Source organism: Mesorhizobium waitakense, from assembly GCF_056431085.1.
The window spans coordinates 1-24,795 of sequence record NZ_JBWKME010000115.1; the positions used below are offsets into that span (position 1 = coordinate 1).

The following is a 24,795-nucleotide window of genomic DNA, read 5'->3' on the forward strand; positions in this document are numbered from 1 at the left end:
CGTGCCGATGTTCACATGAGGCTTGTTACGCTCGAATTTACCTTTTGCCATAGTCTCTTTCCTTGGACGGCCTGGACCTTCAGTTCAGTCGAATGCGGGGCGATTAGCGACAAAGGCCAAAAAACACAAGCGTCTTTTGGCCGGGTGCCGTCTCACTCAGTCCGAACCATTGATCCGATTGCGGGGATGTGGCGCTGATATAGGAAGGGGCGAGACGAAATGAAATGGGTGGCAGGCGGATCGATCGAAGCCGCCACGGCGCTGTCTTGCCTGCCATCCGTGTCTGATTCACCGACGGTTCATGGCCCATTGCGGTCGTCATCGAGGTCTGATTTCTTCGCCGGATGCATTTCATCCCGACCGCCATCCGCGGCCCCCTGTTCATGATCGTCTCGACCGGGTCGTATCTCGTCAACGATACGATGATGAAACTCGCGACGTCGGGCCTGCCGTCCTACGAAGTGCTGTTTCTGCGCGGTGCGGCGGCAACGCTCTGGGGTTTCCCGCTGTTGTTCGCGCTGGGCTACGGCAAGCAGATTCCGCTGATCTTCGACAGGCACGTGCTGCGCAGGAACCTGCTCGAGCTGGCGGCGATCCTCTGCTACGTGGTGGCGCTCGCCAACATGCAGATCGCAGATTCGACGGCGCTCGGTCAGATCACGCCGCTGTTGATGCTGGTCGGCTCCTCGATCCTGTTCGGCGAGCGGATCGGCGGCCAGCGCATGGCGCTGATCGGGCTCGGCTTCATCGGCGCGCTGATGGTGGCGCAACCGACCATGCAAGGCATTTCGGTCTACGCCTTGCTGGCGCTCGGCAACGCGACGCTGTCGGCGGCACGCGACCTTGCCGGCAGGCGGGTTACGGCCGAGGTGCCGGGGATGATCGTGGCGATCTCCGCCGTCGTGGTGGTGCTGATCGGCTCCGGTGCCGCGCATCTGGTTTCCGAACGCTGGGTCATGCCCGAGGCGCGCCATCTGCTGCTGATGGCAGGCGCCGGATTTTTCCTGATCTTCGGCCACTTCTTCATCTTCATGGCCTACCGCGTCGGGCCGACCAGTGCGGTAGCGCCGTTCTACTATTGCTTCACCGTCTGGCGGTCATTTCGGGCCTGTTGGTGTTCGGGCAATTTCCGAACGCGCTCGCTGTTTGCGGCATCCTGCTGGTGGTGGGCAGCGGACTTGCCATCGTCTCGCTGGACCAGCGCAAGCGCCGGCTGACGGTCGTCGCCTAGCCCTACCCAAGCAGGCCAAGCGGACGCTCACCTGCGTCTTTCAGCGCGCTGTTGCCGAGCCGAAAAAGATCGTCTAATCGGCGAAGACCGCCCAATCCAAGACGCCATGATCAATCAGCCAAGGGAGTTTCCCCATGACGGATTTTGACCAGAACAAGAACTCCGACGCCGAACACAAAGCCGCCATCCGCAAGTCGCTTGTCGGCTGGGCGGTGTTCATCGCGGGAACGCTGATCTTTTTCGCCGCAGCCGACGCAGTGCTGATGCCATAGGTCGCGTACCGGCCCGAAGCTGGTGCTCAGCAGAAATTCGAAATTTCAGACGATCCGGTCGGCCCCTGGAGCGGTTCATCGTTTCACGGAAACGCAGACCGCTCTACCACTTTACGCCCGTCCTCCGCTGAACTGGTGGTAGGCCCACAACACGACCACCGCGCCGATCACGGCAACGATCAGGCTGTAGATGTTGAGGCCGGTGACGCCCGACGCACCGAAGGCGCTGAAGATCAGGCCGCCGACAATGGCGCCGACGATGCCGAGCACGATGTCCATCAAAATGCCCTGGCCGCTCTTGTTGACGATCTTGCTGCCCAGGAAGCCGGCGATGACGCCGAGTATGATCCAGCTGATGATTGACATTTTTTCCTCTCCATCCACCCGCCAGCCAAACATTTTCATAGGATTGTCAAAAGCTCAAGCCAGCTTGAAATTCCGCCCGCATGCCCCATTGTTGAGGTGGGGTTGGGCTGGTCGTTATGGAGGATCCACTATGGGACTTTTTGACAACGCCGTTCCCGGCGGCAACATCACCAAACCGCTGATGATCGCGCTTGGCGCGCTGCTGGTCGGAAAAATGCTGAGCGGCAGAAGTGCCGAACAACCGGACCAGAGCGAGACCCCGGCCCCGACCGGACCTGCTCCCACCGGAACGACCTCCGCCGACGGCGGCCTGCTCGGCGGATTGGGCGGCCTGCTCGACAAGCTCAGGGATGCCGGCCACGGCAATGTCGCCGACTCATGGGTCGGCACAGGGCAGAACCAGTCGATCAACGCCAATGATCTCGGCGCCGCGCTGGGGCCGCAGGTCATTCACGAGATCGCGCAGCGGACGGGGATGGACGAGCAGGAACTGCTCAAGCAGCTGTCCACGGCCCTGCCCGGCGTCATCGACAAGCTGACGCCGAACGGCCAGGTGCCGCAGCAGCATCAGGTTGCGTCCGCGTTCAACAGCTAGCGCGGGCGCAGACATCTACACAGTGGAGGAGCGCTGCGCGGCTTGCCGCGCGGTGTTTCGACTTGGAGATCGTGCGGACGAAGGTCTGTCTGGGTGAACACTCCAAGGTCAAACCGTCACCCTGAAGGACCGATTTTTGACCCGGAGCAGACTCTCGCAGGCGAAGATGCACATGATCGCTTTGCGCCGCATCTCGGGCACTACGACGGTCCCGTCCATTCACCAAAAGCGGACATCGATGGAGCAGAGGCAACAGACAGCTTTGCGCCAAGTCTGGTCGTTCGTGGCGCAATCCCAAGCGGACATTTCATTTTTCCCGGCAACGTCGAACTGCCACAATGCGGAGCACTGTCGTCCCGAACTTGTACGCTATCCTCGCGCGTGATATCGATACTGATGCGTGGACTGCTGATACTTGTCGTATTGGCGCTTGTCGCGACCAATGCAGCGGCGGGCGACTTGTTGTTCGACGCCATAGCTGCCGGCGACAAAGTGGGTGTCGAGCAAGCTCTCGCGAGTGGCGCCGACGTTGACACCCGGGCACGCGACCAAGCAACCCTTCTCATAGCTGCAGCACTCGACAACCAGCCGGAAATCGCTGAATTCCTGCTGGGCAAGAGTGCCGACGTCATGGCGCGCAACTCGGGCGGCTTCACCCCACTTCATGCGGCGGCCTTCTCGGGCAGCCTGCCGATCGCCAAGCTGCTGCTGGAAAAAGGCGCGGTGCTCGACGATTCCGCCAACAAGGCGGGTGCTACGCCGTTGTTGGTGGCCGGCGAGGAAAACCACGTTGAACTGGCCGAATTCCTTATTGCGAAAGGTGCCGATGTGAACCATCCCGAGGGCCATGGCTACATGCCGACAACGCGCGCATTCTGGAAGGGCAACACTGATATCATACGACTGTTCAAACGCCATGGTGCTACTTGCCAAGCTAAGATCCTTGGCGAAGCGGACGCGGCGAAGTGCGCCGAAATCCACGATTAACGGAGGATGCAGATGAGCACGATGAATAAGTCACGACTGGTTCGGAATTTGGGGGCGGTTGCCCTGGTCGCGATAGCTGCGGTCGCCGGCGCGGGATCGGCCTGTGCCGACGATTCGGTAAACACCGGCTATTTCGGCGGTGTGGCGATCATGGGCTACGACACGGTCGCTTACTTCACTGACGGCAAGGCCGTGAAGGGATCCGAAGAGTTCACTTATGACTGGCTGGGGACACCCTGGCATTTCGCCAGCAAGAAACACTTGGAAATGTTCATGAGCGAACCGGTCAAGTACGCTCCTCAGTATGGCGGCTACTGTGCTGCCGAAGTCGTGGGCGGAGGGGTCACGATCAATGTCGATCCGGAAGCATTCAAGATTATCGACGGCAAGCTCTACCTGATCTACGACGTCGGCAATGCGGACCACTTCGCCGCGCATGCAGCTGAAAATATACCGAAAGCCGATGCCAACTGGCCGAAGGTGGCGGCCAATTTGGAGCTCGACAAGTATCACTGAGACGCGTGCATCTACTGAACCACCGCGAAGTGGAATACCTTGCTTGAGTTGACGAAGGAATAGCCACCGCCTCCATCGTCGCTGCGTTTATAGACAGGTCCGCAGTCGGGGCGCCCGAACATATTTTCACTCTGCTCGCACAATAGGTCGCCATCGACAAAGACGGTCTCGGTGAGTAGTCGCGTCGTCGAACGGAACGCGGCCTTGCCGTCCTTTCCGACCTGCAGGATGGCTGGCTGAAGACCGGGCTCAAGTTGACCTTGCAACGTATGGCCAAGGACAAGGGAGTTAATCTCGTCTCCCTTCAACTGGTCGTGTTGGTCGGCGATGAAGCCGAACGGCCATTCGGGCAAGCCCGCCTGCTGCAGCGCGTCAATGATGAGAGCCGAATCCCGGGGGTTACGATATTGGACACCGTTGAGCCGCAATGCCGACAATGAATCGTACCCCGGTGTCGACATGGAACTTAGTCCCTCGGCGATCGCCGCCCTCGCATCCGGCAAGCGGCCGGCGCGGACGTAGGCGGCAGCGAGGGTAATTCTGAAATCTCCGACCGACGGCGCATCGTCTCGCGTGCGTTCGAGCGCCTCGATCGCCTTCTCGTTGCTGCCCTGGACAAGAAAGACCAGACCGGCAATTTGCCGGTTGATGGCCGAAAGGTTGGGATCGAGCCTGAGCGCTGTCTCGACCGCTGCGGCTGCCTCGGCATGATTGCCGGCGAACAGTTGCACGTATCCCAGAGCTATTTGCGTCTCCGCATCGCCGGGGCCGAGTGCGACGGCTCGCTCGGCCGAAGCGATGGCTTCCTCGTAGCGGCGATCCACGACCTGCATGATGCCAAGAATCGCATAAGGCGACGAAAGGTCCGGGTCGAGTTGCAGCGCACGGCTTGCCTTCTCATAGGCGCGCTTGCGCGCGGGCGCGCTCTGCATGATGTCGTTGAACGATTCGCGCCAGATATAGACTGTCGTGCTTGCATCCGCCGCGAAGGCTTCGGCAAAAGTGGGGTCGAGCTCCTCCGCCTTGTCGTAGAGCGGAAGCGACTCCCGCAACCCGGCCCGTCCGCCGGTGCGTGCCGCCTGCTCGGCTCTGAGATAGTAGTCGTAGGCCTCTAGATCTTCTGTCGGCGGACGCGCCATCCGCTCGCTTTCCACCGTTGATGGTTGCAAGCCGAGCGCCTTGGCGATCTCCCGGCTCATCTCATCCTGGACGCCAAACACGCCGGCCATACCGCGATCGAACCGGTTGGCCCACAGATTGTCGCCCGTTGCCGTATCGATGAGTTGGGCATTGAGGCGGATTTGCTCGCCGGTGCGGCGGACGCTCCCCTCGACGACGAAGCGGACGCCAAGGTCGCGCGCGACTTCTGCCAGCGCTGCAGGCTTGTCCTTGTAGGCGAACACCGAGTTGCGCGCGATGACGTCCAGACCGGAAAGCTTGGTGAGGTCGGTGATCAGATCTTCGGTGATGCCGTCAGCGAAATAGTCCTGGCCTGGATCGCCGCCGAGGTTTGCAAATGGCAGCACGGCAACCGATGGCCGCGATGGCACCGAGAACTTCTGCCACGCAAAAATGCCGGCAATCGCGGCAATCGTCAGGACGGCGGCGCCAGCCAGGATCATGACGCGCAGGCCCGGCCGGTGGGGCGCGGCCGTGACCTTTCCCAATGCCGCGGGATCGAGCAAGAGTCGATAGGCGCGCACCGGATCGGCGATATTCTTGAGGCGCTGCTCTCCCAGACTGGCAAAGCCGACGTCCACCTTGTGCACCGCGTGGTCGAACGCCGTGCCCGAGATGCAAATACCCCCGGGCTCCGCCATTGCCTCCAGGCGCGCGGCAATGTTCACGCCATCGCCATAGATGTCATCGCCCTCGACGATGACGTCGCCGAGATTGACGCCGATGCGAAACCGGATCTGCCGCGCTTCGGCGGCGCCCCGATCGCGCTCCGCCATTCGGCGCTGGATCACGGCAGCGCACTGGACGGCATCGACGACGCTGGCGAACTCGACGAGCGCGCCGTCGCCCATGAGCTTGATAATGCGGCCGTGGAATTCCTTGATCGCGGGGTCGACCAGTTCGCGACGGCAACCCTTCAATCGTTCGAGCGTGCCTACCTCGTCCTCGCCCATGAGGCGGCTGTAGCCAACCACATCGGCAGCAAGTATCGCGGTAAGCCTTCGCTCCATACCTGCCTGCGCCCTCCCCGGTCGATCAAGCGGCTTCGCTGCAGCCTATTCTAGTCCCGCGTCGGACGCGAGTGCGCGCGACCGCTATCCCGAGGATGTCGGGGTTACTCAGTATGCGCAACGCTCCGATCCTTCCAACCGCGAGTTCTGAACGGAATGCTCTTCGACAAGATGTCCGCTTAGGTCAACAGCGCCGACTTGGCTGAATGTCCGCTTTGGAGGCCGAAATGCGGTGGGAATGACCAGATCGGGTCAGCTCACGACATCAGACCTTGAAGGTACAACGTCCGCCATCGCTCTTCCCCACACAACAAGCGGACCTACTGCTTCCGGCCCACTGCGGTCATCTGAGAACTAGAGGCGGATGGCCGCTTCTGTTTGCTCGGTCTGGCAGATGAGCCGAAAGGCGGCTTTCCACCCGTTTCGCGCACGTCCTTTCAGTGCCGCTCTCTGTCGAGGGTAAGCTCAGCAAGCTGAATATCTGCAGCGGACCGTTAGGAACAACAGCGCAGTACTGACAGGCGCAATGACACGACACTATCGATCTCAGGAAAAATCTCGTATAAATATCAAACAGTTAATGGAGCGGGTAGCGGGAATCGAACCCGCATATTCAGCTTGGAAGGCTGCTGCTCTACCACTGAGCTATACCCGCGCCTTGCACTGAAGTACCGGATTCCCCCGAAAAGCGCCATGCACTTTTCGGTCCGATGCTTTCGCGTTTCAGGGCTTCCGGGCCGGCAGTGGTGGAGAGGGTTGGATTCGAACCAACGTAGGCTAAGCCAACGGATTTACAGTCCGTCCCCTTTAACCACTCGGGCACCTCTCCAGTCTGCCGCCGGAGCCATGCAACGAGGCATTCACGCCAATCCGGACCCGAGTTAAGGTCTTCTCCGAAACCAGCGAAGCGCCTTATGGCGGCAAGGCCATTGGGTGTCAACCGCGCAACCGGCGTTTTTCGATGTTGTTCGCCGGCTGCGGCGACGAGCCATATCCTTGGCCTGAGGAGACGGCTATAGAAGCCGGCCATGAGCGACAAAACCAACACCCCCAAAGACACCCATTACGCCAAGCTGCGCCGCGCCTATCGCGACGAGAAAAGCGGCGGCGCGCCGGCGTTCAGGCCCCGGCAGCCGGTTCCGCCGGGCGAACATGCCGCGGACGGCCTGGTGCGGCTCTATGGCCTGCACACGGTGCGGGCGGCACTCGACAATCCGCGCCGCAAGATCAGAAAGATGCTGGTCACGCGCAATGCGGCCGAGCGCCTGGAAATCGCCGATATCGCCGCCCTGCCCTTCAAGGCGGAACTGGTCGAACCAAGGGACATCGACAAGATCACCGGCTCGGACGCCGTGCACCAGGGCGTGCTGATCGAGGCCGAACCGCTGAAGCCGAAGCGGCTTGATGCACTTGGCGATGCCAGGCTGGTGCTGGTGCTCGACCAGGTCACAGATCCGCACAATGTCGGCGCCATCCTGCGCTCGGCGGTCGCCTTTGGCGCCGGCGCGCTCATCACCACGGCACGCTACAGCCCGCAGGAATCGGGCGTGCTGGCGAAATCGGCCTCCGGCGCGCTGGAGCATATCGACCAGATCGAGGTGAAGAACCTGGCCGACGCGCTCGGCCAGTTGCACGAGGCCGGGTTCCAGACCATCGGTCTCGATTCGGACGGGCCGGCGGAACTCGAAACGAGTTTTGCCGGTGACAGAATAGCGCTGGTGCTCGGCGCCGAGGGCAAGGGCCTGCGCCAGAAGACGCGCGAGACGGTGACGACGCTGGCGCGGCTCGACATGCCCGGCGCCATCCGTTCGCTCAATGTGTCGAACGCCGCGGCGATCAGTCTCTATGCGGCGCGGGCATTTTTGAAGCGCGGTTGAGCCTCACGCCAGACATCTCGAAATGCGAAACGGGCTCCAGCGACGGACGCAGGAGCCCGTTCTTCGACAGGCCCGAGTTGGCGGCTTGGGAACGTTGCGCCGCCCTCTCCCTGACCTATGCCGCTTTGCCTTTGACCCCGGCGGCCTTGCCGCCAACCTCGAAATTGGCCATCCGCTCCAGCGCCCTGACCAGCGCCGAGTGATCCTCCTTGGCGCCGCTATTGGCGGCGCAGGAATTGAACAGCTGCTGCGTGGTCGAGGTGTTGGGCAGCGACACGCCGAGTGCCTTTGCCCCTTCCAGTGCCAGGTTGAGATCCTTCTGGTGCAACTCGATGCGGAAGCCCGGTGCAAAGGTGCGCTTGACCATGCGCTCGCCATGCACTTCGAGAATGCGCGAGGCCGCCAGTCCACCCATCAACGCCTGCCTGACCTTGGCCGGATCGGCGCCGGCTTTCGATGCAAAAACAAGTGCTTCGGCGACGGCTTCAATGGTCAGCGCGACGACGATCTGGTTGGCCACCTTGGTCGTCTGGCCGACGCCGTTCGGCCCGACCAGGGTGATGTTCTTGCCCATTTTCTCGAACACGGGCCTGGCGCGCTCGAACGCCTTGTCCTCGCCGCCGACCATGATGGTCAGCGACGCCGCCTTGGCGCCGACTTCGCCGCCCGAAACCGGCGCGTCGAGATAGTCGCAGCCGAGTTCGTTGATCTTTTTCGCAAACACCTTGGTCTCGATCGGCGAGATCGAGCTCATGTCGATCACCAGCTTGCCCTTGGTCAGGCCAGACGCGACGCCGTTGTCGCCGAACAGCACATCGGCGACCTGTGGGGTGTCAGGCACCATGGTGATGATGATATCGGCCGCCTTGGCCACGGCGGCATGGCCGGAGACTGATTTCAGTCCCTTGGCTACGAGGTCAGCCGGCGGCTTCGATCGATGGTCGCTGGCAATGACCGTATAACCCGCATCCAGCAGATGCCCCGCCATCGGCGCGCCCATGATGCCGAGACCGATGAAGCCGATGGTTTCCATTGTGGTCCTCCGTCGTATGTCTTTGTCGAGGCTGCGTTCCTTCGCGCCCCCTCTGGCCTGCCGGCCATCTCCCTCACGGGTGGGGAGATTGGCAGCTTAAGCGTCGGCAGCTAAGCCGCCGCACTTCCCTGTCCGGCCAGTTCCCTGAACCAATCCAGCCCAGCCTCCGTGCCGGCCTTTGGCTTGTATTCCGCGCCGATCCAGCCGGAATAGCCGATGCGGTCGATATGCTCGTAGAGGAAGGGATAGTTGATCTCGCCCGTCCCCGGCTCGTGACGGCCGGGATTGTCCGCAAGCTGGATATGCGCAATGCGGCCGAGGTTTGCCTCGATGGTACGGGCGAGATCCCCCTCCATGATCTGCATGTGATAGATGTCGTATTGCAGGAACAGGTTCTTCGAACCGATACGGTCGATCAGCGCCAGCGCCTGGTCGGAATAGTTGAGGAAGAAGCCGGGGATATCGAGCGTGTTGATCGGCTCGATCAGCAGCCGAATGCCGGCCTGCTCCAGTTTCTCCGCCGCAAAGGCCAGGTTTTCGGCGAAGACATCCTCCAGCACCTTGCGGTCGGCGCCCGCGGGCGCGACGCCGGCAAGGCAATTGACCTGCTGGCAGCCGAGCGCCTGCGCGTAGGTGATCGCCTTGGCGATGCCCTGGCGGAATTCCGGCACGCGATCCGGCAGCACGGCAATGCCTCGCTCGCCCTTGCCCCAGTCGCCCAGCGGCAGATTGAACAGTACCTGCGTCAGGCCGTTTTTCTTTAGCCGGGCGGCGACTACCTCGGGCGCGTGATCGTAGGGGCCGATATATTCGACGCCCTTGAAGCCCGCGCGGGCAGCTGCGTCAAAACGGTCGAGGAACTCATGCTCGCCAAAGAGCATGGAAAGATTGGCTGAGAAACGCGGCATTTCTTTTTCTCCTTTTCCGCTGATCTAATCCAGCATCACGATCGCCGTCGGCGCGTCTTCCTGATGTTCGGCAAGGTCCTCGAATTCGGTGATCTTGTCGATCTCGGTGCCCATGGAGATGTTGGTGACACGCTCGAGGATGAATTCGAGCACGACCGGAACCTGGTGCTCCTTCATCAGCCGCTGCGCTTCCTTGAAAGCGGCGGCGAATTCCTCGGGCTTGCGCACCCTGACAGCCTTGCAGCCCATCGCCTCGGCAACGGCAACATGGTCGACGCCATAGCCGGCCTCGGGATCGCCTGAGCGGTTGATGTTCTCGAAGGCGAGATTGACCTCGAAATCCATCGAGAAGCCGCGCTGCGCCTGGCGGATCAGTCCGAGATAGGCGTTGTTCACCACGACATGGAGATAGGGCAGCTTGTGCTGCGCACCGACCGCCAGTTCCTCGATCATGAACTGGAAATCATAGTCGCCCGACAGCGCCACGATGGTGCGGTCGGGATCGGCGGCGCGAACGCCAAGGGCTGCCGGCAAGGTCCAGCCGAGCGGGCCGGCCTGGCCGCAATTGATCCAGTTGCGCGGCTTGTAGACATGCAGGAACTGCGCGCCGGCGATCTGCGACAGGCCGATCGTGGTGACATAGGTGACATCGCGGCCGAACGCCTTGTTCATCTCCTCGTAGACACGCTGCGGCTTCAGCGGCACCTGGTCGAAATGCGTCTTGCGCTTCATGGTCTTCTTGCGGCCCTGGCATTCCTTCGCCCAGCCCGACCAGTCGCGCAGCTTGCCCGCCGTCTTCCACTCGGTGGCGACGTCGAGCAGCACCTTCAGCGCCGCGCCCGCATCCGAGACGACGCCGAGATCCGGCGCGAAAACACGGCCGATCTGAGTGGGTTCGATGTCGACATGGATGAATTTCTTGCCCTTGGTGTAGACGTCGACCGAGCCGGTGTGGCGATTGGCCCAGCGGTTGCCGATGCCGAAGACGAAGTCTGCCTCCAGCATCGTCGCATTGCCGTAGCGGTGCGACGTCTGCAGCCCGCACATGCCGGCCATCAGCCGGTGGTCGTCGGGGATGGCGCCCCAGCCCATCAAGGTAGGGATGACCGGCACGCCTGAAATCTCGGCGAATTCGATGAGCAGATCCGATGCATCGGCGTTGATGATGCCGCCGCCGGCGACGATCAGCGGCTTTTCGGCCGCGTTGAGCATCGCCAGCGCCTTTTCAGCCTGCGCGCGCGTCATTGCCGGCTTGAACGGCGTCAACGGCTCATAGGCATCGATGTCGAACTCGATCTCGGCCAGTTGCACATCGACCGGCAGGTCGATCAGCACCGGCCCCGGCCGCGAGGAGCGCATCAGGTGGAACGCCTTCTGCAGCGTCATCGGCACCAGATAGGGCTCCATGACGGTGACCGCCCATTTGGCGACCGGTGCGGCGATGGCGGCGATGTCGACGGCCTGGAAGTCCTCCTTGTTCAGCCGCGCACGCGGCGCCTGGCCGGTGATGCACAGGATCGGGATGGAATCCGCCGCGGCCGAATAAAGCCCGGTGATCATATCGGTGCCGGCCGGGCCCGATGTGCCGATGCACAGCCCAATATTGCCAGCCTTGGCGCGGGTAAAACCTTCCGCCATATGCGAGGCGCCCTCGACGTGGCGGGCCAGGACATGGCGGATCGTTCCCCTCGCCTTCAGGGCCGAATAGAACGGGTTGATCGCCGCGCCCGGCACGCCGAAAGCGCAGAAAATACCTTCCTTTTCGAGAACGAGAACCGCAGCATCGACAGCGCGCATCCTGGCCATTTTCCGGCCCTCCACAGGGTTGTCATTGTTGGATAGCTGAGAATGTCATCAAGCCAGCCATTTTTCAATTTTTTCAGAATATTTTTTCATTTTTAAGAAACGGCGATTAGCCGATGAATTTGAACGGCTTTTCGTTTTCCACCGATTTCATGCCCCCACACAATGAAAAACTTTTTCATTGCCTCTCGCGCCAAATTGCAGACAATGCGGCCATGGAAACCACCGAGAAACGCCAGCGCGGTCGGCCGCGCGCCTTCAACGGGCCATCCGAGCCGACTTCGGTGCAGTCGCTCGACCGCGCACTGCGCATCCTGGCCATTGTCGCCGAAGGCAGCGGCCTGTCCCTAAGCGAGATATCAGCGCAAAGCGGCCTTGCCGCCTCCACCGCCTACCGCATGCTGACGACGCTCGAAAACCATGGCATGGTCGAATTCGACACCAGCGACCAGCTGTGGTCGATCGGCGTCGAGACCTACCGCATGGGCGCGGCGTTCCTGCGTCGCCGCAAGCTGGTCGACCGCGCCCGTATCGTCATGCAGGAGTTGATGGAAAGGACCGGCGAGACCGCCAATCTCGGCGTTGCCGAGGATGATTGCGTGGTCTTTGTCAGTCAGGTCGAGACGCACCAGGCGATCCGCGCCTTCTTCCGGCCGGGCACGCGCAGCCCGTTCCATGCGTCCGGCATCGGCAAGGCAGTGCTGGCGCATCTCGAGCCGGAGCGTGTCGGCACCATCCTGCGCAAGGCTGGACTGCAGCGCTTCACCGACAGGACCCTTTCCGACATTTCCGCCCTTGCCCATGACCTGGCAACGATCAAACGGCGTGGCTGGTCGGTGGACGACGAGGAGCGGCACCCCGGCATGCGTTGCGTGGCAGCCGCCATCTTCAATGAATTCGGCGAGCCGATCGGTGGTGTCTCGGTGTCGGGGCCGACCGTGCGGGTGACGCCGGAACGGCTGGCCGAGATCGGCCCTTTGGTGCGCGATGCCGCGGCCGAGGTGACCAGGATGATCGGCGGCGCTCTCTCAGCCTGATGCGGCGCGGGGAGGCTCAACTCCGCGAGTAGGCCAATCGGGCAAAGAACAGGCAAGCAAGCAGACAGCCGACGGCGAACATGCCCCACACCAGCCCGGCCTGTTCAAGAAAAACCTCGCCGCTTTCGGAATTGTAGCAGCGGCCAAGTTCGTTGAAGCAATCCCGCCACAACCAGTAGCGGTCATGCCAGGCCAGCGCGAAAAGCAGTGCGCCGGCTCCCGTGGCGATGGCGAGAACGGCATAAATTGCTTTCTTCATCGGATCGTTGTCTCGCCGCAATGTCTCGAAATCAAGGCCTCGGTACCCGGCCGGGACCCGATCCCATCCCCCTCCCCCCGAACATCTTGCGAACAGCAAAAAGAGGGGCGGCGGGGGCGCCCCTCCTGCAGTTGATTGAGACGCCACCTCCTCTCAGAGCCGGCAGTAGTGACGGTAGCCGTCGTAGCCGACATAGGTGTCGGAGTCCGCATCGTAGCTTGCGTAGCGGTCGAAGCAGCGGCGGACGTGCCACGAGCCGCCGTCTTCGTCGACATAGACGGTGCGGGGCTGCTGGGCGAGCAGGGTGCCCAGGACAAAGCCGCCAACGCCGGCGGCGATGCCGATGCCGAGGTCGTGGTGATGCGAATGCGCGGCCGAGGGCTGGACGGTGCCGACCAGCATGGTGGCGGCGACGGTGGTGGCGATGAGGCCGGAAACGAGTGTGCGCGTGAACATGATGATCTCCTTGCTTCGTTGAACGAGGCGATCCATCCGCCTCTTGATCATCTGTCGTGACGGCAAGGAGAAAGGTTCGAAACTTTTTTCGATTTTCCTGGAGCCGCAGAAATCAACCAGTGTGGAGGCCTGCCGGCGCGATGCCTCCGCGTATCGACGGAAGTCTGGACCTTGGTGTCGAGGCCGGGGGCTCAGCAACCTGGCACATGACGCAAAAAGGGCGGCCGAAGCCGCCCTTTGGGGAATTGGGTCCCTCCATCAAAGGAAAATGATCACCCGGCCATGGTGGTGGTGATGATGATGGTTGTGGTGCCACCACCAATGCTCGAAATGCCTGTAGTGATGGTGGTGATGCATGCCATGGGCTGACGACGTGCCGACCGTGCCGGCGAGCGCGCCGGTGGCGACGAAAATGGCAACGAGGCCTGACGTAAGAGTGCGCTTGAACATGATGATCTCCTGGATCCTTGATCGAGGCGACCCATTCGCCTCTGACCATCAGTCGGCGCGGTGCGGCAAATGGTTCGAAAGGTTTCGGAGATTTTTCGGCGGCGCCGGAAGACGAGTGAATAGCGAATAGCGAGTAGCGAGTAGCGAAAGAGCCGCACTCGCCACCTGGACTATTCGCTATTCGCTATTCCCTATTCGCTACTCCCTACCGCTCACCCCATGCCGGTGACATGGCGAAGCCAGAAGGCGAGTGCGATGAAGCCGATGATGGTGGTGACGCCAGTCCAGTCGACATTGGCCTTCTTCACATCGCTGATGATTTTCACCAGCAGCATCCAGACTACCAAGATTATGGGGAGAATGATGACAAACCTGATCATGCGACACCCCTACTCGAAGCGATTGCACCTGCCAGATATGTAGGAAGCGATTTGGCGGTTTTCAGGATGCCCCTCCCCGGCGGTCCACTCGATGCCGGGTAACCGAAAATGGAGTTTTGTCTTTACTGGCGCAACAAATATGCTAACCGGAGCGCCGTGCCCTTGTAGCTCAGCTGGTAGAGCAGCGGTTTTGTAAACCGAAGGTCGGCGGTTCGATTCCGTCCGGGGGCACCAGCTTCCTGGCAACATGTCAATTCATTTAATAATTTCAGAGCCTTAGGCATTTTTCAGCGCTTTGGGCCGCCGTTCTTGCAGCAGCACCTCGATCAAGGCCTGCGCCCCATTGGTGGCCCGACTTGTGGCGTGTAGTCCACGTGCCAATGCGGCCCGCCGGTTGCATCTCCTTCCAGGATGACGTGTGCACCCCAATTTTGCAGCGCGCGCTGCACTTCGGCTTGCTCGTGAGGATTTCCATGTGGAATGGAAATATCGCGGGCGCGGTCATCCAGATGGTTGCTAACCGTAGCCCCGCGTCCGCGGGCGCGGTGTATTATCTGTTCGAACGCCTCGGTGGTTTGCGATCGGGTAGCGCGAGGATGTTGAACGACCCACGCATCCATCTCGGTAATATGCTGGGCTTGACGATATACCCTCAGGAACTGCGCCCGGTTCGAAAGCCGCCGCTTCGCCATCAACTCAGCCTGGCGGCGGACTGTCCGCACTCCGCCGGTAGCATGTATGGCCATGTGGGGAAATTGGCGCTGGAGTTCACGAATAAGGCCCGCAAGGGTCGTCGGCGGCGAGACACGTTCCCATGTTTCGAGGCTCGGCCGTTGAACACCGTGTCGAATATGGCCGCCGCCAAAATCGGGACGAACCTCAACCGGCGCACGGGTTGACCCGCCATGGAGAAGAGTTCCTGAAATTCTAAGCATTGATGAAATGGCGGCACGGGTTGACTGCTGCTTATGCTAGCATTTTGCGACGGGATCAGCGAGCGGTTTCAGGAATGACCGAGAGCGCTCGCGCTCCAAAATATTCGAATTGCCCCGCTTCTATGTCGCGTTCGCGACCTGGGCGGATGCTTTCACTCTGGTGAACGTGTTGCGCACCCTGACCGATCTGTAGACGTAGGCGACCCAGAGTCCGACCAGGACAAACGAGGTTATGGACGTAGCAAGCGCCTCTCCGGTGACCACTTGCCCAACCGGGACGCCGAAAACCGTGGAAACCCAGATCGCGTCCAGGATGAATACCACCGGAATTGCAGCCCATTGGGTTAGGAAGAGCTGCTTGAACCAAGTGCTCCGCCTCAACATGGCAACGAGCACGACCACTTGAAGCACCAGAAATGCCAGCACCAGCCCAAGCTCGCCGTAGACCACCACGGGTCCGTTCGGCACCAGCATGAGCTGGTTGTAACCATCGCTCGAGGAACCCAATGTGGCGAGCGTACGCAATGGAGCCATGGCCTGACCAATCGCGAGAAGCATCAGCCACCCTCCAATTCCGACGAGCTCCGCCGGATTCTGGACGGGCTTGTAGGCAGATCGAACCGCAAAGAAGACGGGCACTCCGATCAACAACAGAAGTATTGCCCAATGCCAGATGGAAAACTGCATTCACCCCTCCCCTAGAAATACACTCATGGGTTGTAGCAGATTTTAGATTCGACTCAAGAGGGGCTGAGGCGCGGCTTGGTCCAAAAATCGATTCTACTGCCTGCTCCTGACAGTCAGACCGCAATCGCTGCCACGAGAATCCGGTTCTGCCGGCGTATCGCGGCGCGCAATTCCGATATCCTCGCCTCGTCGCGTTTCACGAACTCGATGAACATCATGTTCATGTTGTTGAAGATCAGTTCGCCGAGTGCGGCCCCGTCAATGTCCTGCCGCACCAGGCCGAGCACCTGCAGGCGGGCGATCAGCGCGCGGATCTGTTCGGTCAGTGAACGGTCGAGCGCGGTGTAGGCCTGGCCGAACGGGCTGTCGGGCAGTTGCGTCGAGATCGCCATTGCCTGCCGCCACATCTCCTTGCTGAGATAGTGCAGCGAGTGTTCGATATAGATGCCGATCAGCGTGTCCAGCGCATCGCCGACATTGGCCGGCGGCTTGGCGACGACGCCTTGCCCGGCATTCAGCACCTCGTTGACTTCCAGCGAGACGATGGCGCCGAGGATGTCACCCTTGTTCTGGTAGTAATTGTAGATCGTGCCGACCGAGACCTCGGCCTGGGTGGCGATCGCCTCGATCTTGGCGCCTTCATAGCCGGCCTCGCGAAAAAGCTCGGCCGCCGCCTCGATGATGCGGCGGTGCCGATCCGCCTTTTGCCTAGCCCGCAATCCGCTCATATCAGCCTCTTTGCCATAAAAACCGAATTGACTCAATTTTAGAAGTGGTTCAATTTTTTGCAAGAAGCCACAAAGGCAAAGGGAGAACACTCGATGTCCGCTGAATCCGCATCCAGGAATCCGCTTTCCGTTTTGAAGAGCCATCTGCGCACGGCGTGCGCCGCCACGGCGCTGCTGCTCGGGGCCGGCAGCGTCGCCGAGGCCGCCGACCTCAACGCACTGATCTGGTGCGATCATTCCGATCCAGCACTTCTGCAGCCCTTCGAGGAGGCCAACAACGTCAAGGTCAACGTCAAGGAATTCGAGGGAACCGGCGCTGGGCTGGCCATCGTCGAGCAGTCGCAGCCAGGCGACTGGGACGTGATGGTGATCGACTCGATCGACGTGCCGCGCGGCGTCGAAAAGGGCCTGTTCGAGCCGCTGCCCGACGACAAGCTGCCCCTGGCCGACATGTTTCCCCAGGTGAAGATGGACGGCTCCACCGTGGTCGGCGGCAAGCGCTACGGCATCACCGAAAAGTTCGGCTACAACACGATCGGCTACAACAAGACCAAGGTCGACCCGGCCGACATGCAGTCGATGGCGGCGCTGACCGGCGACAAATACAAGGGCAAGGTCGCCATCTACGATTATTATCTGCCGGTCATCGGCATGGCCGCACTCGCCATCGGCAAGAAGACGGCTGAGCTGACCGAAGCCGACCTGCCCGCCCTCAAGGACGAGCTTCTCAAGATGAAGGCCAATGCCAAGCTGGTCGGCGAGGTGACCGCCAGCCAGACGGCGCTGGCGACCGGCGAAGTCGATATCCTGGTCGGCGGCGGCGAATGGGTGACGGCCGGGCTGGCCAAGGAGAACCCGGCTCTCGATTTCTCCATTCCCAAGGAAGGTGCGGTGCTGTGGTCGCAGTCGCTCGCCATGTTCAAGGATTCAAAAAACAAGGACATGGCGCTGAAATTCATCCAGTACGTCATGAGCCCGGAAGGCCAGGCGCGGCTTGCCACCTCGTCCTGCTACTGGGGCATGCCGGCGAACACCAAGGCAGCGCTGAGCGACGACCAGAAGAAGATCCTGCGTTTCGACGAGCAGCCGGGCTTCCTCGCCCGCGCCCAGGCCTATCCGGCGCCGAATGCCGACCTCGACAAGAAGATGCAGGACATGTGGACCGAAATGCTGCAGGCGAAATGAGCTGATCCCGCTGATGAACTCAGCCGGAAACAACGGGCGTGCCCTGCCCCGGGCGGGCCGCGCCCTGCCCTGGGCGCTGGTCACGCCGGCACTCGGCTGGACGCTTTTGTTCTTCGTGCTGCCTTTCATCACCATGGGGCTGTCCAGCCTGACGGCGCATGAGGGCGGCGGCTTCACGGTGTCCAACTACAGCCAGTTCTTCACCAACCCTTCCTACTGGCAAGCGATGGTGAATTCGCTCGAGGTGACGGCGATCGTCACAGTCGTCTCGGTGCTGCTCGCCTATCCCTTCGCCTGGATCCTGGCCGAACAGGTGCCGGAACGCTGGCAAAGGCTGGCGCTGATGCTGGCCGTGCTGCCATTCTGGACCTCCTATGTCGTGCGCTCCTATTCCTGGCTGCTGGTACTGGCGCAGAACGGCGTCATCAACCGGGCGCTGACGGGCATCGGCGTGGTCGCCGAACCCCTGCAACTCGCCAACACACGTTTCGCCACCGTCACGGGCTTCGTGCATTTCTTCGTTATGCTTTTGACGCTGACGATCTTCGCCAACCTGAAGCAGTTGAGCCCGAGCTATCGCAAGGCGGCCGCCGATCTCGGCGCCGGGCCGGTGCGCACCTTCCTGCATGTCATCCTGCCGCTGACCTTGCCCGGCATCATGGTCGGCGCCTTCCTCACTTTCGTGCTGTGCATCGGTGACTACATCACGCCGCAGATCCTCGGCGGCAACAACGAGCTTCTGATGCCGCAGCTGGTGATGATGCAGATCGGCCGGCGCGGCGACTTTCCGCTTGCGTCGGCGCTGTCGATCATCCTCATGGCGGTGGTCACCATCGCCTACCTCGCCTGTGCCCGCTGGCTGAAGATCGAGCGGGCCTAAGATGCGCCGGATTGTCCGCATCGTATCCTGGCTCTACGCGCTTGCCGTCTACGGCTTCATCTTCCTGCCGGTGGTCGTGCTGGTGCTGTTCTCGCTCCAGTCGACCTCCTTTCCGATCCCGCCCTTCACCGGCCCGTCGTTGCGCTGGTACGACGCGGTTCTCTCGGACACACGGCTGACCTCGGCGCTGGTCAATTCGCTGCTGGTGGCCTCCATCTCGTCGCTGGCCGCCGTCACGCTCGGCTTCCTTTCCGCCTGGGGCTTTGCCCGCTTCGTCCTGCCCGGCTCCGGCCTGCTGCGCGGGCTGATCACGCTACCCCTGACGGTCAGCTATCTCATCATCGGCATGGGTCTGCTGGTGCTGTTCAACTGGGCCGGCGTGCCGAAATCACTGCTTGCCGCCGGCATCGGCCATGTCGTGATCAACCTGCCGCTGTGCTTTGCCATCATCTACAGCCAGATGGGCGACCACCAGATCAACATCGAACGCGCCGCGCGCGACCTCGGCGCGCCGGAATGGAAGGTGCTGCTCCTGATCACCGTGCCGGTCATGGCGCCGGCCATATTCGCCGGCTTCTTCCTGTCGATGACCTTCTCCTGGGACGAGTTCGTCATCTCCTTCCTTTTGACCCGCTTCGACACGACATTGCCGGTCGAGATCTGGAACCTGCTGCGCTCCGGCCTCAATCCCAAGACCAACGCCGTCGGCTCGCTGGTCTTTGCCGTCTCGATCGTGCTGGTCGTGCTGTTCGAACTGACATTGCTGCGCAGGAGAAGAGCATGACCGCGCCTTTGGTCGACATAGACTGCGTCTCGCATCGCTTCGGCCAGCAGACCGTGCTGAAGAACGTTTCGCTCAAGATCGAGCCGGGCAGCTACACCGTCCTGCTCGGACCGTCAGGCTCGGGCAAGACGACGCTGCTGTCCATTCTCGGCGGCTTCGTCACCCCGAGCGAAGGCAAGGTGTTCATCCGCGGCGTGGACTGCACCTCGGTGCCGCCGGCCAAGCGCCCGACGACGACGGTGTTCCAGGACTACGCGCTATTTCCGCATATGAGCGTCGGCAGCAATGTCGGCTTCGGCCTGCGCATGCAGGGCGTCGATGGCGCGACGCGAGCTGCCCGGGCGCGCGAGGCGCTGGCGCTGGTTGGACTGGCCTCTTCCTTCGACAAGAAACCGCACCAGCTCTCCGGCGGCCAGAGGCAGCGCGTGGCGCTGGCGCGTGCGCTGGTGATCGAACCGGCGGTGCTTTTGCTCGACGAGCCGCTTGGCGCGCTCGATCTGAAATTGCGCCGCCAGATGCAGGACGAGTTGAAGGCGATCCAGAAGCGCGTCGGCACCGCCTTCATCCATGTCACGCACGACCAGGAAGAGGCGATGGCGCTGGCCGACCATTGCGTGGTGATGAATGATGGGCGGATCGAGGATGAAGGGCCGCCCGAGAGCGTCTATGCCCGGCCGGCGACACGCTTTTCCGCCACCTTTATGGGCGAAAGCACGATCCTGGCCGGCACCGTCACGGAAGCCAGGGACAGGACCAGCACTGTCGCGACGCCGGTCGGGCCGGTTTCACTGCCGAGTGCCTTGCCTCTGGGCTCGGCTGTCGGGCTCGCCATACGGCCGGAGCACCTTGTCCTCAGCGCGGCCGGCGGCGGTGTCGGGCTTGGCAGGGCCGAGGTCAGCGACGTCGTCTTCCAGGGCAGCTTCAAGCGCGTGCTGGCGGTTTCCGTCGAAGACCCTGCGCTACAGTTCATCGCCAGGCTTCCGGCCTCGGCGGCAGTCCAGCCGGGCGACACGGTTGCGGTTTCGTGCGATACCGACCAGATCATCCTCTTGACGGACTGAACATGGGCACGCTTCCGGTCATTGACGCCCCGGACTGGTACGAGACCATCCGCATGAGCGATGGCGTGACGCTGATCCACGAACCATGGATCAAGCCGTTCTTCCGCTGCAACATGTGGCACGTGCGCGGCCGCGACCGCGATCTCCTGTTCGATACCGGTCTCGGCCATTTCAGCCTCAGACGCCATGTGCCGCTGGTGACGGAGCGAAAGCTGACCTGCGTGGCCAGCCACACGCATTTCGATCATATCGGCTGCCATCACGAATTTCCCGACCGCTGCGTGCACGCGGCCGAGGCGGAAATCCTTGCCGATCCGCGCAACGAATGGACGGCCGCCGGCACTTACGCGACCGACGAGATGTTCGATCGTATACCGCAAGGCTGGGACACCGCGCGCTACAGCATCCTGCCTGCCCCGGCCGACCGCCTGCTCGCGCATGGCGATGTCATCGATCTCGGCGACCGCGCCTTCGAGGTGATCCACACGCCCGGCCATTCGCCCGGAGGCATCGCGCTCCACGAGAAGAAGACCGGCATCCTGCTTTCCGGCGACATCATCTATGACGGCCCGCTGATCGACGACGTCTATCACTCCGATATTTCCGACTACATGGCGACGCTGCTCGGCATGCGCGACCTCGATGTCTCGGTCGTGCATGGCGGCCATTTTCCGAGCTTCGGCAAAGTGCGTTACCGCCAGCTTGTCGACGAGTATCTGGCGCAGAAGCGGCCGGCCGGCTGCCATCTGCGACAGCCCTAGGAAACGAGTTAGCGCATCAATTCGAAGTGTCGCGGAAACGACTGATGCAGCAGCATCAGCATCGTCTTTCTCAGCACATCGGAATTGCCCGCCGGGGGATTGAGATGATCCCAGATCCACGCCCCATGGACGAGATAGTTGAGGCTTTCAGCCAGCGTGTCCGGGTCGACATCGGTGTAGCCGCCGCTGCGCTTGATTTCGATGAGCAGATCGCGCGCCTCGGCATTGTAGCTGAGATCGCTCGGCAGGCCGATCTCGTTGTAGATCTGCATGCTCTTGCGGTCGCTGGAGAACACGACAAAGACCGAGACCCATTTCGGATGCTGCCGCGCAAATCTTTGCGCGCATTCGACCGCGCCCATCAGCCGCTCGACCGGCGATAGGCCGGGCACGCGCACCAGCGTCGCCCACAATTCATCGTACTGATCGCTAAGATACTGCAGCACGGCGCGAAACAGGTTCTCCTTGCTGCGAAAGTGGAAAACCACCAGTGCGTTGGAGGATCCGACATGCTCGGCGATGCGCTGCATGGTGACGCTTGCCAGACCTTCGTCGGCGATGAGATCGATGGTGGCGTCGATGATGCGCTGGATGCTGGCTTCGCCGCGCTCGCGCCGGCGATCCCTGGGAGCGGGATCGAGCCGCTCGTCGCCACCCTCTGCGACCACTGCCCTGGGTGTCCTCTGTGCCGCGGCTGCCTTGCGTTGCGCCATTCCTGTCCAGCCTTTCAAACCTTGCGGCGGAGCATCCAGCCCCGCGCGCCGGCTCACCATAACCGAAGCCAGAGATCAAGAGCCAGTGCGGCAAGTGCCACACTGGCTGATCACAGCGACGGTCGCGTTTCGGTGTCTGTGTACCATTGGCCCTGAGCCGTCTCATAGGCCAGCGCCGCCCGGAAGACATCGGCGTCGCAATAGGTGCGGCCGACAATCTGGATCCCGGTCGGCACGCCATTCGTCGCGCGGCCCGACGGCATGGACAGAACCGGGCAACGGCTCAGCATGTTGAATGGCGTCGTCATCACCCAGCCAAGCGAAGGGTTCACCTGCTTTCCGTTGATCTCGACGGTGTCCCTGGTGTGGTCGAACTCCGCCGGCACAGAGGGAAGCGCATTGGTCGGGCAGATCAGCACATCATATGTCTCCAGCAACGGCCCGAGCGTCTGGTACATCCTGGCCGCCACGTCGAGGGTTGCGACAAAATCCGTGGCCTTCGACTTTTGCCCATCTTCGGCAAATTGCCGTGCATAGCTGGTCATATCCCCGCCGTGCTGCTTGAGCAGTTGCGCCAGCGAAGCGCCGAAGAGGTGCTCCAGATAGGCAATGCCGGCCTTGAGCACCTCGTCGCCCCAGCCCAGATCGACCTCCTCGACGGTGGCGCCAAGTGAGCGGAACACGTCGCAGGCGGCGAGTGTGTTTTTGCGCACCTCCGTATCCACTTCGAAGGACCCAAGGTCCATCGAGAGAGCAATCTTCCAGCCCTTGATCGGCTTGTAGTCGAGTGGCAGGCGCAATTTCGGACGCAGCGTGGCGATGTCGAGCGGACTTGGTCCCGCCATGACATTCTGCAACAGGATCGCATCCCCGACGTTTCGCGCCAGCGGCCCGGTGTGGCAATAGAAGTCGAGATTGAACGGCGGCTCGTCCGGGTTGCGGCCATAAGGCGGCTTGAAGCCGACGAGACCGCAAGCGGACGCCGGAATGCGGATCGACCCGGCAATGTCCGAACCGGTGGCGATCGCCGATGTGCCCGAGGCCAGCGTTGCCGCCGCGCCGCCGGACGAACCACCCGGCGTGAAGTCCGGGTTCCACGGATTGCGCGTGACGCCCCAGCGCCTCGACCAGGTATAGCCGGCGCAGCTGAATTCGGGCGTTGCCGTGCGTGCATGGACGATGCCTCCGGCCTTGATGATGCGCTCGTTCATCGTCGAAGTGTGGCCGCCAATGGCATCCTTCGACAGCAGCGAGCCGTGCGATGTCGGCTTGCCCTTGATGTAGCTCTCGTCCTTGATGCCGATCGGCAGGCCCTCGAGGGCGCCGGTCCTGGCCCCCCTGGCGTATTTCGCCTCAGCTTTTTTGGCCAGCTCCATCGCCTCGTCGAAATGCGTAAAGGTGAAGCAGTTGATTGCCGACCTGGTGGCTTCGGCGCGGTCGATGGTCGCCTGCATCAATTCGACGGGCGAGAGTTTCTTCGCCTTGAACAGCCGCAGCGCCTCGCTGGCCGGCATGTAGCAAAGGTCGAGATCAGTCATGGGAAGTCTCCTGCGATCGCCGGATCGCCTTTGGCATGGACGGGAGGTGGCCGCGCCGCGATATCGCGGCGCGAGAAACCCGGGTCGGGCTATTTCTGCAGGTCGGTCCAGATTTTCGTGTAGAGCGCCTGCACTTCAGGCGGACAGGCCGGCATGAACTGGCCCTTGCCGGCGAACTCGGCCGGAACGTTGACCTCCGGCGCGTTCTTCATGTCGTCCGGCATGAAGGCTTCCGAACCTTTGATGCCATTCGAATAGCGCGCGAAGGCCGAGATCAATGCGGCGTTCCGCGGGTCCATGATGAAGTTCTGGAAGAGCTTGGCGTTCTCGACGTTCCTGGCGTCCTTGAGGACGGCGACGTTGTCCATCCAGATCGGGTAGCCCTCCTTGGGATAGCCATAGACGATCTTGTCGTTCTGCAAGCGCTGGCGGAGCGAAATGCCGTTCCAGTTGACGCCGGCGGCGATGTCGCCCTTGCCGAGGCCATCGACGGCGCCGTAGTCGAAGGACAGCCATTTCGCCTTGGCCTCGACCAGCTTGTCGCGCACCTTCTTCAGCACCACCTTGTCGTCGGTGCAGTATTGGCCGCCTTCGTAGGCGATGGCGAGGAACATGACGTCACCCATTTCGGGCACGACATTGATCTTGCCGACCAGTTCGGGCGGTGGGTCGAGGAAGATAGCGGACGTGTTCACGTCGCCGGAATAGACCGACTTGTTGACCGACACGCCCGTCGTGCCCCACTGCCACGGAACGGTATATTTGCGACCCGGATCGAAGGGGACATCGACCCATTTGGGATCGACGTTCTTGAAATTCTCCATCTGGTCGGGGCGCGATTCAAGCAGCAGCCCCTCGCTGATCCAGATCGGGACGACGCTTGCCGACGGCACGACGATGTCGAAACCGGCACCGCCCTGGCGGATCTTGGCGAGTGCTGTGTCGTTGGAATCGAAGTCGGTGACGGTGACCTTGACCTTGTACGTCTCCTCGAACTTCTTGATGAGATCGGGGCTGGTGTAATTGCCCCAATTGTAGATGTTGAGCTCACCCTCGGCGCGGGCCACACCCGTCACGGCCAGCAGCGACAGCCCGACGGCCGTCGCGGTCAGTTTCCAGTTCATGCTCCATGCTCCCATTGTTGGGACCGTCGGCGTTGCCGCC

27 protein-coding genes and 3 tRNA genes are annotated in these 24,795 nt (G+C 61.8%); 15 read left to right on the forward strand and 15 right to left on the reverse strand.

Going from position 1 to position 24,795, the window contains the following annotated elements; genetic code table 11:
* The 3 genes from AC07FD_RS24465 to AC07FD_RS24475 form a co-directional block, all read left to right on the forward strand.
* Positions 1 to 198 (forward strand): hypothetical protein (locus AC07FD_RS24465; RefSeq protein WP_478351940.1); only part of this gene is annotated, 198 nt, incomplete at its 5' end.
* Between the two features lie 146 nt (positions 199 to 344).
* Positions 345 to 1,217: a DMT family transporter gene (locus AC07FD_RS24470; protein WP_478351941.1), complete on the forward strand. Its 873-nt coding sequence runs from the start codon at positions 345 to 347 to the stop codon at positions 1,215 to 1,217.
* 148 nt (positions 1,218 to 1,365) lie between these two features.
* Entirely contained in the window at positions 1,366 to 1,503 is a 138-nt protein-coding gene (locus tag AC07FD_RS24475; RefSeq protein ID WP_164548697.1) for a hypothetical protein, read from the forward strand.
* A gap of 111 nt (positions 1,504 to 1,614) precedes the next feature.
* Here AC07FD_RS24475 and AC07FD_RS24480 read toward each other — a convergent pair whose 3' ends face one another.
* On the reverse strand, positions 1,615 to 1,869 hold the full coding sequence (locus AC07FD_RS24480; protein WP_095091667.1) for a GlsB/YeaQ/YmgE family stress response membrane protein: 255 nt from the start codon (positions 1,867 to 1,869) through the stop codon (positions 1,615 to 1,617).
* Positions 1,870 to 1,999: 130 nt separating this feature from the next.
* Between AC07FD_RS24480 and AC07FD_RS24485 the strand changes: the two genes are divergently transcribed.
* From AC07FD_RS24485 to AC07FD_RS24495, 3 genes are all read left to right on the forward strand, one after another.
* Positions 2,000 to 2,464, forward strand: a complete 465-nt coding sequence (locus tag AC07FD_RS24485; protein WP_478351942.1) for a YidB family protein — start codon at positions 2,000 to 2,002, stop codon at positions 2,462 to 2,464.
* Positions 2,465 to 2,860: 396 nt separating this feature from the next.
* Positions 2,861 to 3,451, forward strand: coding sequence for an ankyrin repeat domain-containing protein (locus AC07FD_RS24490; protein ID WP_478351943.1), 591 nt, complete (start codon positions 2,861 to 2,863; stop codon positions 3,449 to 3,451).
* 6 nt (positions 3,452 to 3,457) lie between these two features.
* Positions 3,458 to 3,967, forward strand: a complete 510-nt coding sequence (locus tag AC07FD_RS24495) for a YHS domain-containing (seleno)protein (RefSeq protein WP_478351944.1) — start codon at positions 3,458 to 3,460, stop codon at positions 3,965 to 3,967.
* Positions 3,968 to 3,978: 11 nt separating this feature from the next.
* Here AC07FD_RS24495 and AC07FD_RS24500 read toward each other — a convergent pair whose 3' ends face one another.
* From AC07FD_RS24500 to AC07FD_RS24510, 3 genes are all read right to left on the reverse strand, one after another.
* Positions 3,979 to 6,156: a tetratricopeptide repeat protein gene (locus AC07FD_RS24500; protein WP_478351945.1), complete on the reverse strand. Its 2,178-nt coding sequence runs from the start codon at positions 6,154 to 6,156 to the stop codon at positions 3,979 to 3,981.
* A 581-nt stretch (positions 6,157 to 6,737) separates the two neighbouring features.
* Positions 6,738 to 6,811, reverse strand: a tRNA-Gly gene (locus AC07FD_RS24505).
* An 89-nt stretch (positions 6,812 to 6,900) separates the two neighbouring features.
* A tRNA-Tyr gene (locus AC07FD_RS24510) sits at positions 6,901 to 6,985 on the reverse strand.
* 199 nt (positions 6,986 to 7,184) lie between these two features.
* Between AC07FD_RS24510 and AC07FD_RS24515 the strand changes: the two genes are divergently transcribed.
* Positions 7,185 to 8,033, forward strand: coding sequence for a TrmH family RNA methyltransferase (locus tag AC07FD_RS24515; RefSeq protein WP_478351946.1), 849 nt, complete (start codon positions 7,185 to 7,187; stop codon positions 8,031 to 8,033).
* Positions 8,034 to 8,148: 115 nt separating this feature from the next.
* On the opposite strand, the gene AC07FD_RS24520 is transcribed toward AC07FD_RS24515, so the two are convergent.
* From AC07FD_RS24520 to gcl, 3 genes are all read right to left on the reverse strand, one after another.
* The gene (locus AC07FD_RS24520) at positions 8,149 to 9,084 is read right to left on the reverse strand and encodes a 2-hydroxy-3-oxopropionate reductase (RefSeq protein ID WP_478352009.1); all 936 of its coding nucleotides are present in this window, start codon (positions 9,082 to 9,084) and stop codon (positions 8,149 to 8,151) included.
* Between the two features lie 92 nt (positions 9,085 to 9,176).
* Positions 9,177 to 9,974, reverse strand: coding sequence for a 2-oxo-tetronate isomerase (otnI, locus tag AC07FD_RS24525; RefSeq protein ID WP_478351947.1), 798 nt, complete (start codon positions 9,972 to 9,974; stop codon positions 9,177 to 9,179).
* A 24-nt stretch (positions 9,975 to 9,998) separates the two neighbouring features.
* Complete coding sequence (gcl, locus tag AC07FD_RS24530; protein WP_478351948.1) at positions 9,999 to 11,780, reverse strand: glyoxylate carboligase; 1,782 nt, start codon at positions 11,778 to 11,780, stop codon at positions 9,999 to 10,001.
* 212 nt (positions 11,781 to 11,992) lie between these two features.
* Here gcl and bhcR point away from each other — a divergent pair, with 212 nt between their 5' ends.
* The gene (gene bhcR, locus AC07FD_RS24535) at positions 11,993 to 12,814 is read left to right on the forward strand and encodes an HTH-type transcriptional regulator BhcR (protein ID WP_095091670.1); all 822 of its coding nucleotides are present in this window, start codon (positions 11,993 to 11,995) and stop codon (positions 12,812 to 12,814) included.
* A 16-nt stretch (positions 12,815 to 12,830) separates the two neighbouring features.
* On the opposite strand, the gene AC07FD_RS24540 is transcribed toward bhcR, so the two are convergent.
* The 3 genes from AC07FD_RS24540 to AC07FD_RS24550 all read right to left on the reverse strand — a co-directional run bounded on the left by AC07FD_RS24540 (position 12,831) and on the right by AC07FD_RS24550 (position 13,979).
* Positions 12,831 to 13,073, reverse strand: coding sequence for a hypothetical protein (locus AC07FD_RS24540; protein WP_478351949.1), 243 nt, complete (start codon positions 13,071 to 13,073; stop codon positions 12,831 to 12,833).
* Between the two features lie 153 nt (positions 13,074 to 13,226).
* The gene (locus tag AC07FD_RS24545) at positions 13,227 to 13,529 is read right to left on the reverse strand and encodes a BA14K family protein (RefSeq protein WP_478351950.1); all 303 of its coding nucleotides are present in this window, start codon (positions 13,527 to 13,529) and stop codon (positions 13,227 to 13,229) included.
* A gap of 258 nt (positions 13,530 to 13,787) precedes the next feature.
* A complete protein-coding gene (locus AC07FD_RS24550; RefSeq protein ID WP_095090675.1) occupies positions 13,788 to 13,979 on the reverse strand; it encodes a hypothetical protein in 192 nt (63 codons plus the stop codon).
* 538 nt (positions 13,980 to 14,517) lie between these two features.
* Here AC07FD_RS24550 and AC07FD_RS24555 point away from each other — a divergent pair.
* Positions 14,518 to 14,593, forward strand: a tRNA-Thr gene (locus tag AC07FD_RS24555).
* Between the two features lie 122 nt (positions 14,594 to 14,715).
* Positions 14,716 to 15,258 carry a hypothetical protein gene (locus AC07FD_RS24560; protein WP_478351951.1) on the forward strand — a complete coding sequence of 181 codons (543 nt, stop codon included), beginning with the start codon at positions 14,716 to 14,718 and terminating at the stop codon, positions 15,256 to 15,258.
* A 156-nt stretch (positions 15,259 to 15,414) separates the two neighbouring features.
* Here AC07FD_RS24560 and AC07FD_RS24565 read toward each other — a convergent pair whose 3' ends face one another.
* Positions 15,415 to 15,981 carry a DUF2569 family protein gene (locus AC07FD_RS24565; RefSeq protein ID WP_478351952.1) on the reverse strand — a complete coding sequence of 189 codons (567 nt, stop codon included), beginning with the start codon at positions 15,979 to 15,981 and terminating at the stop codon, positions 15,415 to 15,417.
* Positions 15,982 to 16,094: 113 nt separating this feature from the next.
* Positions 16,095 to 16,709, reverse strand: coding sequence for a TetR/AcrR family transcriptional regulator (locus tag AC07FD_RS24570; protein ID WP_478351953.1), 615 nt, complete (start codon positions 16,707 to 16,709; stop codon positions 16,095 to 16,097).
* 93 nt (positions 16,710 to 16,802) lie between these two features.
* Between AC07FD_RS24570 and AC07FD_RS24575 the strand changes: the two genes are divergently transcribed.
* From AC07FD_RS24575 to AC07FD_RS24595, 5 genes are read left to right on the forward strand one after another with little or no spacing between them, the layout of a single operon-like run.
* A complete protein-coding gene (locus AC07FD_RS24575) occupies positions 16,803 to 17,894 on the forward strand; it encodes a polyamine ABC transporter substrate-binding protein (protein ID WP_478351954.1) in 1,092 nt (363 codons plus the stop codon).
* 13 nt (positions 17,895 to 17,907) lie between these two features.
* Complete coding sequence (locus AC07FD_RS24580; protein WP_478351955.1) at positions 17,908 to 18,774, forward strand: ABC transporter permease; 867 nt, start codon at positions 17,908 to 17,910, stop codon at positions 18,772 to 18,774.
* Between the two features lies 1 nt (position 18,775).
* Entirely contained in the window at positions 18,776 to 19,558 is a 783-nt protein-coding gene (locus tag AC07FD_RS24585; protein ID WP_477399302.1) for an ABC transporter permease, read from the forward strand.
* A complete protein-coding gene (locus tag AC07FD_RS24590; protein WP_478351956.1) occupies positions 19,555 to 20,619 on the forward strand; it encodes an ABC transporter ATP-binding protein in 1,065 nt (354 codons plus the stop codon). Before AC07FD_RS24585 ends, AC07FD_RS24590 begins: the two co-directional genes overlap by 4 nt.
* 2 nt (positions 20,620 to 20,621) lie before the next feature.
* The gene (locus tag AC07FD_RS24595) at positions 20,622 to 21,380 is read left to right on the forward strand and encodes an MBL fold metallo-hydrolase (protein WP_478351957.1); all 759 of its coding nucleotides are present in this window, start codon (positions 20,622 to 20,624) and stop codon (positions 21,378 to 21,380) included.
* Positions 21,381 to 21,388: 8 nt separating this feature from the next.
* Here AC07FD_RS24595 and AC07FD_RS24600 read toward each other — a convergent pair whose 3' ends face one another.
* The 3 genes from AC07FD_RS24600 to AC07FD_RS24610 form a co-directional block, all read right to left on the reverse strand.
* Complete coding sequence (locus AC07FD_RS24600; RefSeq protein WP_478351958.1) at positions 21,389 to 22,093, reverse strand: TetR/AcrR family transcriptional regulator; 705 nt, start codon at positions 22,091 to 22,093, stop codon at positions 21,389 to 21,391.
* Positions 22,094 to 22,203: 110 nt separating this feature from the next.
* Positions 22,204 to 23,631, reverse strand: a complete 1,428-nt coding sequence (locus AC07FD_RS24605; protein ID WP_478351959.1) for an amidase — start codon at positions 23,629 to 23,631, stop codon at positions 22,204 to 22,206.
* A gap of 89 nt (positions 23,632 to 23,720) precedes the next feature.
* Positions 23,721 to 24,755: an extracellular solute-binding protein gene (locus AC07FD_RS24610; protein ID WP_478351960.1), complete on the reverse strand. Its 1,035-nt coding sequence runs from the start codon at positions 24,753 to 24,755 to the stop codon at positions 23,721 to 23,723.
* Positions 24,756 to 24,795 lie beyond the last annotated feature (40 nt).

What these genes read in the sequence shown, in the direction of transcription:
- AC07FD_RS24470 (WP_478351941.1), top strand. Translation starts at nt 345, where the DNA reads ATGCATTTCATCCCGACCGCCATCCGCGGCCCCCTGTTCATGATCGTC.
- AC07FD_RS24475 (WP_164548697.1), top strand. Translation starts at nt 1,366, where the DNA reads ATGACGGATTTTGACCAGAACAAGAACTCCGACGCCGAACACAAAGCC.
- AC07FD_RS24480 (WP_095091667.1), bottom strand. Translation starts at nt 1,869, where the DNA reads ATGTCAATCATCAGCTGGATCATACTCGGCGTCATCGCCGGCTTCCTG.
- AC07FD_RS24485 (WP_478351942.1), top strand. Translation starts at nt 2,000, where the DNA reads ATGGGACTTTTTGACAACGCCGTTCCCGGCGGCAACATCACCAAACCG.
- AC07FD_RS24490 (WP_478351943.1), top strand. Translation starts at nt 2,861, where the DNA reads ATGCGTGGACTGCTGATACTTGTCGTATTGGCGCTTGTCGCGACCAAT.
- AC07FD_RS24495 (WP_478351944.1), top strand. Translation starts at nt 3,458, where the DNA reads ATGCAGATGAGCACGATGAATAAGTCACGACTGGTTCGGAATTTGGGG.
- AC07FD_RS24500 (WP_478351945.1), bottom strand. Translation starts at nt 6,156, where the DNA reads ATGGAGCGAAGGCTTACCGCGATACTTGCTGCCGATGTGGTTGGCTAC.
- AC07FD_RS24515 (WP_478351946.1), top strand. Translation starts at nt 7,185, where the DNA reads ATGAGCGACAAAACCAACACCCCCAAAGACACCCATTACGCCAAGCTG.
- otnI (WP_478351947.1), bottom strand. Translation starts at nt 9,974, where the DNA reads ATGCCGCGTTTCTCAGCCAATCTTTCCATGCTCTTTGGCGAGCATGAG.
- gcl (WP_478351948.1), bottom strand. Translation starts at nt 11,780, where the DNA reads ATGGCCAGGATGCGCGCTGTCGATGCTGCGGTTCTCGTTCTCGAAAAG.
- bhcR (WP_095091670.1), top strand. Translation starts at nt 11,993, where the DNA reads ATGGAAACCACCGAGAAACGCCAGCGCGGTCGGCCGCGCGCCTTCAAC.
- AC07FD_RS24540 (WP_478351949.1), bottom strand. Translation starts at nt 13,073, where the DNA reads ATGAAGAAAGCAATTTATGCCGTTCTCGCCATCGCCACGGGAGCCGGC.
- AC07FD_RS24545 (WP_478351950.1), bottom strand. Translation starts at nt 13,529, where the DNA reads ATGTTCACGCGCACACTCGTTTCCGGCCTCATCGCCACCACCGTCGCC.
- AC07FD_RS24550 (WP_095090675.1), bottom strand. Translation starts at nt 13,979, where the DNA reads ATGTTCAAGCGCACTCTTACGTCAGGCCTCGTTGCCATTTTCGTCGCC.
- AC07FD_RS24565 (WP_478351952.1), bottom strand. Translation starts at nt 15,981, where the DNA reads ATGCAGTTTTCCATCTGGCATTGGGCAATACTTCTGTTGTTGATCGGA.
- AC07FD_RS24570 (WP_478351953.1), bottom strand. Translation starts at nt 16,709, where the DNA reads ATGAGCGGATTGCGGGCTAGGCAAAAGGCGGATCGGCACCGCCGCATC.
- AC07FD_RS24575 (WP_478351954.1), top strand. Translation starts at nt 16,803, where the DNA reads ATGTCCGCTGAATCCGCATCCAGGAATCCGCTTTCCGTTTTGAAGAGC.
- AC07FD_RS24580 (WP_478351955.1), top strand. Translation starts at nt 17,908, where the DNA reads ATGAACTCAGCCGGAAACAACGGGCGTGCCCTGCCCCGGGCGGGCCGC.
- AC07FD_RS24585 (WP_477399302.1), top strand. Translation starts at nt 18,776, where the DNA reads ATGCGCCGGATTGTCCGCATCGTATCCTGGCTCTACGCGCTTGCCGTC.
- AC07FD_RS24590 (WP_478351956.1), top strand. Translation starts at nt 19,555, where the DNA reads ATGACCGCGCCTTTGGTCGACATAGACTGCGTCTCGCATCGCTTCGGC.
- AC07FD_RS24595 (WP_478351957.1), top strand. Translation starts at nt 20,622, where the DNA reads ATGGGCACGCTTCCGGTCATTGACGCCCCGGACTGGTACGAGACCATC.
- AC07FD_RS24600 (WP_478351958.1), bottom strand. Translation starts at nt 22,093, where the DNA reads ATGGCGCAACGCAAGGCAGCCGCGGCACAGAGGACACCCAGGGCAGTG.
- AC07FD_RS24605 (WP_478351959.1), bottom strand. Translation starts at nt 23,631, where the DNA reads ATGACTGATCTCGACCTTTGCTACATGCCGGCCAGCGAGGCGCTGCGG.
- AC07FD_RS24610 (WP_478351960.1), bottom strand. Translation starts at nt 24,755, where the DNA reads ATGAACTGGAAACTGACCGCGACGGCCGTCGGGCTGTCGCTGCTGGCC.